Origin of the sequence: Mesorhizobium sp. M7A.F.Ca.US.002.01.1.1, from assembly GCF_004022955.1 — a bacterium.
In the GTDB taxonomy this organism is placed as follows: Bacteria; Pseudomonadota; Alphaproteobacteria; order Rhizobiales; family Rhizobiaceae; genus Mesorhizobium; species Mesorhizobium ciceri.
The window spans coordinates 1-7,969 of the sequence record NZ_RZQE01000276.1 but is presented as its reverse complement, the minus strand read 5'-3'; the positions used below and the strand labels follow the sequence as shown (position 1 = coordinate 7,969).

Below are 7,969 nucleotides of genomic sequence, written 5' to 3'. Positions count from 1 at the left end.
CATTACGTCACTTCCGACCTCGACGAGGGCCCGATCATCGATCAGGAGACCGAACGCGTCACCCATGCGATGAGCGCCGAGGATTTCGTCGCTGTCGGGCGCGACATCGAAAGCCGGGTACTGGCGCGCGCCGTCAAGCTGCATCTCGAAGCCCGCGTCATGCTCAACGGCCACAAGACCATCGTCTTCTGAGAAGCCGCGTCAGGCCGGCCAACTGGCGCCGGCGAGCGCGGCGTAGAGCGCTTCGGCGTCGATACCGAGCGGCCGGTCCTCTTTCAGCATGGGGACGAGAGCGCGGATTGCCGTGTGAATTGCGGCGGTGCGCGGCGCCAGCGTGAAGCCGTCGCGCAGGTCGACGGCCTGCGCGGCGGCCATCAATTCGAAGGCGATCAGCCGCCGCCACAGCGCGATCATCCCTGCGCATTTCGCAACCGCCAGAGGTGTCTGCGTGGCGTGATCCTCGACGCCCTCCGACACGGCCAGAAAGTCGAGCATCACCGGATTGGCCTTGTGGCGGATGGCGGCCAGGATCGAGGTCACTGTCTTCTGTAGCGGTACGAAGCCGGCGGAGGCGCCGCCGACCGGCGACAGATATTTCGGTAGGCCATTGCGGCCCGAACCGGTGAGCTGGATGAAGCGCGCGGCACTGGCCGCGGCACATTGGGCGATCGCCAGGCCGAGCGTCTCAAAGGCGAGCGCCAGTGCGGCGGTGTGGAAATTGCCGGTCGACAGTACCAGTTCATCATCGCCCAGCACCAGCGGGTTGTCGGCGGCGGCGTTGAGCTCGATCTCGACAGCCTGTCTCGCCTGGCCGATCGCCTCGATCAGTGCGCCATGGACCGACGGCATGCAGCGGATCGACAGCGGGTCCTGCAAGGTGGTCGGTGCCGGCGCGTCGTCTCGGACGAGCAGATTGTGCAGCACCTTGGCTGCTTCCTGCTGGCCGGCTGCCGGGCGCGCCATATGCAGGCGCGGGTCGAGGATGGTGCGGTTGGCACCAAAACCTTCCATGGTCAAAGCCCCGGCATGCTGTTGCTGGGCCAGGGCAGTGAGGGCATCCGTCACCGCAAGTGCGCCGCTGCCGGCGGAAACCGCCGATGCGTTGATCAGCGATAGCCCGTCCTTGGGCGCCAGGCTGATCGGGGCGAGGCGCGCCATCATCAGCGCCTTGGCCGCCGGTATGCGACGGCCCTGATAGTCGGCTTCGCCTTCGCCGGTGAGCATGCGGGCGAGTGCCGTCATCAGCACCAGGTCGCCGGCTCCGATCGAACCGAGCGAGGGCATGACGGGATGGACGCCGGCATTGAGCGCGTCGAGCAAAGCAACGAAGACGGAAGACGAAAGGCCGGATCCGCCAACCGACAGCATCGCTGCACGCGCGGCCATGCTTGCCCGCACGGCATCGACCGGCAATCCTTCGCCGACGGCGCCGCTGCGTCCCTCCAGCAACTGGCGCTGGAAGGCTCCGGCATCGCCCTCTACAGCAGTGCCGAGATTGGCGCCGAGCCCGGTGTTCAAGCCATAGATCTGCTGGCCGGACGCTGCAGCCTGGTCGAGCACTCTTCGTGCCTTCTCCAGCCTGCCGATGACATCGGGTCCGATCTCCACCTTGCGCCCATCGCGGGCGACCGCAGCGACATCGCCGACGCCGACGCCGGTTCCGGTGAGGACGAGCGCGCTCATGCGAAGCGCAGTCTCTGGCCGATGCCTTGCGCCTGCGCCTTGGCCAGCATCGCCTTGCCCAACGCGATATCAGACAGCGACAGGCCACGATGCCAGAACAGGATCGTTTCGTCGTCGCTTTCGCGCCCGACTTTCAGGCCGGCGGCGATCTGGCCGAGTTCGGCATGCAGCGTCTTCTCGCTCAGCCGCCCGGTCTCGACATGGGCGCGTAGCGAGCCGAACTTGCCGCCCTTGCACTGGCCCCAATCGTCGACGACCATTTTCTGCATGATGTCGGTCAACGACAGTTCCACCGCGCTCATCGTGCCATAGGGCACGACCAGCGCGCCGGGCTTGATCCATTCGGTCTTCAGCAACGGCTGCGGCTCCGGCAGCCGCGAGGCCTCGACGACGATGTCGGCGCCCTCGATGCAGCTTTTCCAGTCGGCCACCGCTGTGACCGTCTTGCCGAGATCGGCTGAGAGTTCGGCGGCAAAACCGTCGCGGCTTTCCGGGCGGCGCGAATGGACGCGAATCTCGTCGAAGTCGAAGAGATGGTCGAGCAGGCGCACATTCCAGTAGGCGGTGCCGCGCGCGCCGATATGGGCCAGCACCTTGGAATTCCTGCGCGCCAGATGCCTGGCGCCGATGGCGGTGACGGCGCCGGTTCGCATGTCGGTGATGACGGTGGCGTCGAGGATGGCGCGCGGCGCGCCGGTGCGCGGGTCGAACAGGTTGAGGATGCCGAATTCGGAAGGCAGGCCATGCAGGTAATTGTCGACATAGTCGCCGACGATCTTGACGCCGGCCGTGTCGAGCGGCGCGACGTAGCCGCGCAACACGTTGAAATGGCCGTGGAAGGACGGGTCCGGCTCGAGATGGACGCGCGGTTCGATCACCGTCTGGCCCTTGCCTTGCGCCACCAGGCCAGCCTCGACGGCGGCGATGATTTCGCCATCGGTCATGGCAAGGGCATCGATGTCGAGGGCATTGAGGTAGTCGATGTAGATGGGCTTCATGTTACGCGTATACTCTCCTTGACGGCCCCATCCATTCCATAGCAGGCCATGGCGGCACACGAAAGTTTGTTGCGACGTCTCTGGACGTCGCCGGGGAGATGCTGTTCAAACCGGTTCCGTCATGACTGCCATTCCCGAGATCGCAACCTTGTCCGAAACGGCCACCCATGCGCGGCGCGTGGCGTTGATCGTCGCCATCGCCTTTTTCATGCAGTTGCTGGATTCGACGATCATCTCGACATCGCTGCCGCAGATGGGCGCCTCCTTCGGCGTGTCGCCGGTGGCGATGAGCATCGGCATCACCGTTTACATGCTGACCATGGCGGTGTTCGTGCCGCTGTCGGGCTGGCTCGCCGACCGGTTCGGGGCGCGCAACATCTTCCTGCTGGCGATCGTCCTGTTCACCCTGGCTTCGCTCGCCTGCGGCCTCTCGCAAACCCTGACCCAGTTCGTCGCCGCACGTGTCGTGCAAGGGCTCGGCAGCGCGCTGATGACGCCGGTTGGGCGCATTCTCGTCCTGCGCAATGCGTCGAAATCCGAACTGCTCAACGCCACGGCGCTGATCACCTGGCCAGCACTGTTTGCGCCGGTGGTCGGGCCGGTGCTCGGCGGCTTCATCACCACCTATCTGTCCTGGCATTGGAATTTCTTCATCAACATCCCGCTCGGCGCGGTCGGGCTGGCGCTGGTCGCCCGTTTCATCCCAGGCGACCGCGAGGCCGACCCCAAGCCGCTCGACTGGCCCGGTTTTTTCCTGACATCGGCGGGACTTGCCTTGCTGCTCTACGGTCTCGAGCGTATCGCGCATCCCGAGGACGGCGTGCTGCCGACAGCGCTGCTGATCGTAGCCGGCATCGTCCTCGGCTGGCTGGCGGTGCGCCATCTCAGGCGCGCGCCGCATCCGCTGCTCGATCTCTCCTCGTTCAAGGTGCTGACCTTCGCCATCTCGACGCTTGCCGCCGGCACCATTTTCCGGGTGGCGATCAACGCCACGCCGTTCCTGCTGCCGCTGCTGTTCCAGGTTGGCTTCGGCCTTTCGCCTGTCGATGCCGGCTTGATGATCCTGGCCTATTTCCTTGGCAATCTCGGCATGAAGACGGTGACCACGCCGACGCTGCGCCGTTTCGGTTTCCGCTCGGTGATGGTCGTCAACGGCATCATCGCCTCGGCCTCGATCATGGCTTGCGGAGCGATCTCGCCGCAGACGCCGCAAGCGCTGGTGGTGGCGCTGATGCTGATTGCCGGCCTGTCGCGCTCGATGCAGTTCACCGCCCTTAACACGCTGGCCTTCGCCGACATCGATGCGTCGCAACGAAGCTCGGCGGCGACGCTGTCCTCGATGCTGCAGCAGGTGGCGATGCTGTTTGGCGTCGCGGTGGCGGCGGCGATCCTTAATCTGTCGCAGATCGTCAGGGATCGCCCCGCTCTCGATCTTGTGGATTTTCGAGTAGCCTTTCTGGTGATCGGCGCCATCGGGCTGGTGGCGGCGTTGCGTTTTCTCGTGCTCCCGCCAGGTGCGGGCGCTGAGGTTTCCGGGCACTCGCCGGGAAATTCAGATCGATTTTTCCGCCTGATGCGGAGATAAATTCCGTCCTGTCCCTTTGCCTTGGTGCAGCGCTTTCGCGTGCGGCCGCAATGGCGCAACCAATTGCCAAAAGCGCAGAGTTTTCCGCGCATTGCGCCAGCTTCGGCAATCGATGCGTCCACTCGATAAATATCGCAGCCGGCCTGGGTTCCGGGCGCGGATTCATTTGACGAACCGGCGTTGGGCCGATTAGCGTTCTTTCCCAGGGATGGCAGCGCTGCCATCGGGGCAAACGCAGACATGAACACCATCGGCTGGCCAAATTTCAGGAGCCTGAACCAGGAAGGCATTGTCTTTGCCATCGCCGTGGTGCTGTTCGTTGCAGCGGCTATAGGCCTGCCAGGTTTCATCGACCCCAACAATCTCGTCGCCATCGTCCGCTCCGTGTCGGTGCTGGGCATCCTTGCGCTCGGCATGGCCGTGGTCATCATCGGCCGCGGCATCGACCTCTCTGCCGTCGCGATCATGGCGATGTCGGTCGCCTGGTACCTGCAACTGCTGAATTCGGGGACGCCGGACGGGCTTGCCTTCGCCTATGTGCTGGCCGGTGTGCTGGCCATCGGCCTGCTCAATGGTTTTCTCGTCGCCTATGCCGACGTGCCGGCGATCTTCGTGACGCTGGCGACAGGCTCCTTCGTCTTCGGCTATGTACGCTCGCAACTGATCACGCAGGATGCCGTGCCGGTGCCGCAGGGCCATTGGGTCGAGTTGCTCGGTGGCCTGCGCTTCCTCGACATTCCCATCGAGGTTTTCGTCTTCGCAGGGCTGGCCTTCCTGTTCTTCCTGTTCCTGCGCTACACCAAATGGGGCCGCTATATCTATTTCGCCGGCGATAATCCGGTGGCCGCCCGCAACATCGGCATGCCGGTGCGGCCGATGCTGGTGCTGCGCTATGTGCTTTCCGCCTTCGTCGCACTGGTCGCCGGCCTGCTGACGGCGGCCAGCCTGCATTCGATCAATACCCGCGTCGTCAATTCGACGCTGCTCTACGATATCGTGCTGGTGGCGGTTATCGGCGGCATCGGCCTGTCCGGCGGGCGCGGCGGGGTGCGCAACGTGCTGGTCGGTGCGGCACTGATCGGCATCCTGCTCAACGCCATGACCATCATCGACATTCCGCTGCTCTACCAGAACCTGATCAAGGCAGCGATCCTGCTCGGCGCCATCATCGTCGACGGCATCATCAATCCACGTGACGAGCAGACCGCCCAGCAGGGCGACATTTAGACCTGAACTGCGGCGGACGGTTGGGGCCGGCCGCTGATAACAACGACCAAAGCAAAAGGATCCGACATGAAACTGATCAAGACACTCATGGCCGCCGCCACGGCGCTCGCTGTCACCGCCTTCGTGGCGCCAACCTTCGCCGCCGACGATCCGGGGCCGGCTGCGTACGCGCAGGCGCTCAAGGGCAAGCGCGTCATGCTGGTGCCGCTGGCAATGGGCTTCGACCTAGCGCAGGGCTGGGCGCACTATCTGAAGACCGAAGTCGAGGCCTGGGGCGGCGTGTTCGAGACGCGCGACCCGAACTGGGTCGTCGATGCCGGCGCGCAGGCGATCACGGACGCCATCTCCTCGGACACCAGGCCGGATGTGCTGATCATCCACGCGCCGGACCTCAACTCCTATTCCAAGCTGATGAAGAAGGCACAGGCCGCCGGCACCTATGTCATCCTGGTCGACAATCCCGCCAACTTCCCGGCCGACGCCTTTATCGGCAGTGATTGGGACCGGCTTGGCCAGCTCGAGGCCGAAGCGGCGATCAAGGGCTGCGGCCCGAACTCGTCGAAGAAGATCGGCCTTGTGCAGGGTGACCAGGCGAACTCCTCCAGCCTCTATCAGTATGCCGGCATCATGAAGGTGCTGGACAAGAATCCCGACTTCAAGGTGGTGGCCAAGCCCGATTCCAACTGGGATGCGACGACCTCGCGCAACGTGACGACGACGATGCTGCAGCAGAACCCGGATATCTGCTCGATCATCGATTTCTGGGATGGCGACGCCACCGGCGCGTCCGCCGCGATCCGCGATGCCAAACTCGACGGCAAGGTGTTCCTGGTCACCACCGGCGGCGGCGAGAAGGCGGCCGATTGCGACAAGCTGGTCGACGGCACCTATGGCGCTGTGGTGATGACCGATCTTGCTCGCCAGTCGGGCGACATGAACGCCATCATCAAGTTCCTGCTGCAGAGCGGCCAGCCGGCCGGCACCTCGCACACCTACATCTACACGCTGGAGAAGGCGACGACCAAGGCCGACCTCAAGCCCGACAGCTGCTGGGACCTGAAGGCGCTGCAGGCACAAGCGGCGGCGGCAAAGTAAGCCGCACCTTTTCGACTGAAGTACAAGCGAGGTGACCGGAAGGATCCGGTCACCTCGTCCCCTCATGGAATAGCAGCAGCCGATGTCCTTTCGCGAACGCCTCCAGTCCTGGCGCTACAATCTCGTGCCCGACCATGTCGTCGGCGAGATACTGACCAAACGCTGGACCGACAACGCCATTCCGTTCCTGGCGCTGGTGGCGACATTGGCGACCTTCGGCTCGGTCATTCCCGGCTTCTTCAAGCTGACCGCTTTGCAGGAATCGACCCGCCAGCTCGGCGAGTTCTCGATGGTCGTCACCGGCATGACGGTGGTGATGCTGGGTGGCGGCATCGATCTGTCGGTCGGCTCGATCTTCGCGCTGTCGTGCTTTTCCGCCGTCTATGTCTTCTTCATCCTCGAACAGTCGATCTGGCTGGCGCTGGCCGCATCGCTCGCCACCGGCCTCATCTTCGGCGCCATCAACGGCTACCTCGTCGGTTATCTCCGCTTGCGCGCCTTCCTCACCACGCTGGTGACCTTCATCTTCGGCCGGGCGCTGTTCGACATCCTGGTCACCACCTATGCCGCCGATGTGCAGCTCTCGACCGCGACATCGGATGTGCTCGACTTCATCGGCGACAGCACCTTCTGGGGGCTGTCCGTCTCGGTGTGGCTGGCGATCATCCTGGCCATCGTCACCCATATCGCGCTGACGCGTTCGCGGCCCGGCTGGCACGTGCTGGCGGTCGGCGGCTCGAGGCGCTCGGCGCATAATGCCGGCATCCGCGTGCGTCGCACCGTGTTCATGACTTATGTCTTTTCCGGCTTCTGCGCCTCGATCGGCGGCTTCCTCATTGCTTGCCGGCTGAGCGGGGCAGGGCCGGGAACCGGCCTCAACCTCGAGATCATGGCGCTGACGGCGGCGGTGGTCGGCGGCGTCAGCCTCGGCGGTGGCCGAGGCTCGGTGATCAAGGGGCTGATGGGCGCCATCATCGTCTTGACCATGACCAATGGGCTGATCCGGCTGGGCTACGGCACCGGCACCAACCAGATGGTGCTCGGCATCATGTTGGCGGTGGCGGTGACCATCGACATCCGCTGGCTGAAGAACCGGCACAAGGTGCTGAATGAGGTCTATGTCGCGCCGGTCTATCTCAAGATGGGCGAGACACAGTCGGCCGCACTCGGCTCGGGCACGCCATACGAACTCGACAACAGGCTGTCGGCCGCAGAGCATATCGGGCTTGGCGAGCTGGAGGGGCCGGAAGACGTCATCCTCGACCGCGACGACAATCTCTATTGCGGCACGCGTCATGGCGAGATCGTCCGCTTCTTCGCGCCGGACTATGTCAGGTCGGAGGTGTTTGCCCACATCGGCGGTTTCCCGCTGGGGCTGGCC

At 64.4% G+C, this 7,969-nt stretch carries 6 protein-coding genes and 1 pseudogene; 5 read left to right on the top strand and 2 right to left on the bottom strand.

The features are described 5' to 3' along the window. Positions 1-192: pseudogene (locus EN932_RS23190) on the top strand (formyltetrahydrofolate deformylase); the annotation flags it as partial. A gap of 9 nt (positions 193-201) precedes the next feature. On the opposite strand, the gene hutH reads toward EN932_RS23190, so the two are convergent. Together hutH and EN932_RS23180 are read right to left on the bottom strand one after the other, a co-directional pair. Next, complete coding sequence (hutH, locus tag EN932_RS23185) at positions 202-1,683, bottom strand: histidine ammonia-lyase (protein ID WP_127369029.1); 1,482 nt, start codon at positions 1,681-1,683, stop codon at positions 202-204. After that, positions 1,680-2,681, bottom strand: coding sequence for an ornithine cyclodeaminase family protein (locus EN932_RS23180; RefSeq protein WP_027160708.1), 1,002 nt, complete (start codon positions 2,679-2,681; stop codon positions 1,680-1,682). The genes hutH and EN932_RS23180 overlap by 4 nt, the downstream gene beginning before the upstream one ends. A gap of 121 nt (positions 2,682-2,802) precedes the next feature. Here EN932_RS23180 and EN932_RS23175 point away from each other — a divergent pair, with 121 nt between their 5' ends. From EN932_RS23175 to EN932_RS23160, 4 genes are all read left to right on the top strand, one after another. Beyond that, positions 2,803-4,266: a DHA2 family efflux MFS transporter permease subunit gene (locus EN932_RS23175; RefSeq protein WP_127369550.1), complete on the top strand. Its 1,464-nt coding sequence runs from the start codon at positions 2,803-2,805 to the stop codon at positions 4,264-4,266. Positions 4,267-4,506: 240 nt separating this feature from the next. Next, positions 4,507-5,493: an ABC transporter permease gene (locus EN932_RS23170; protein WP_013530837.1), complete on the top strand. Its 987-nt coding sequence runs from the start codon at positions 4,507-4,509 to the stop codon at positions 5,491-5,493. Between the two features lie 66 nt (positions 5,494-5,559). Beyond that, entirely contained in the window at positions 5,560-6,588 is a 1,029-nt protein-coding gene (locus tag EN932_RS23165) for a sugar ABC transporter substrate-binding protein (protein ID WP_013530838.1), read from the top strand. A gap of 82 nt (positions 6,589-6,670) precedes the next feature. Continuing rightward, positions 6,671-7,969: ABC transporter permease (locus EN932_RS23160; RefSeq protein ID WP_281061551.1), on the top strand; the 1,299-nt coding region annotated here is incomplete at its 3' end.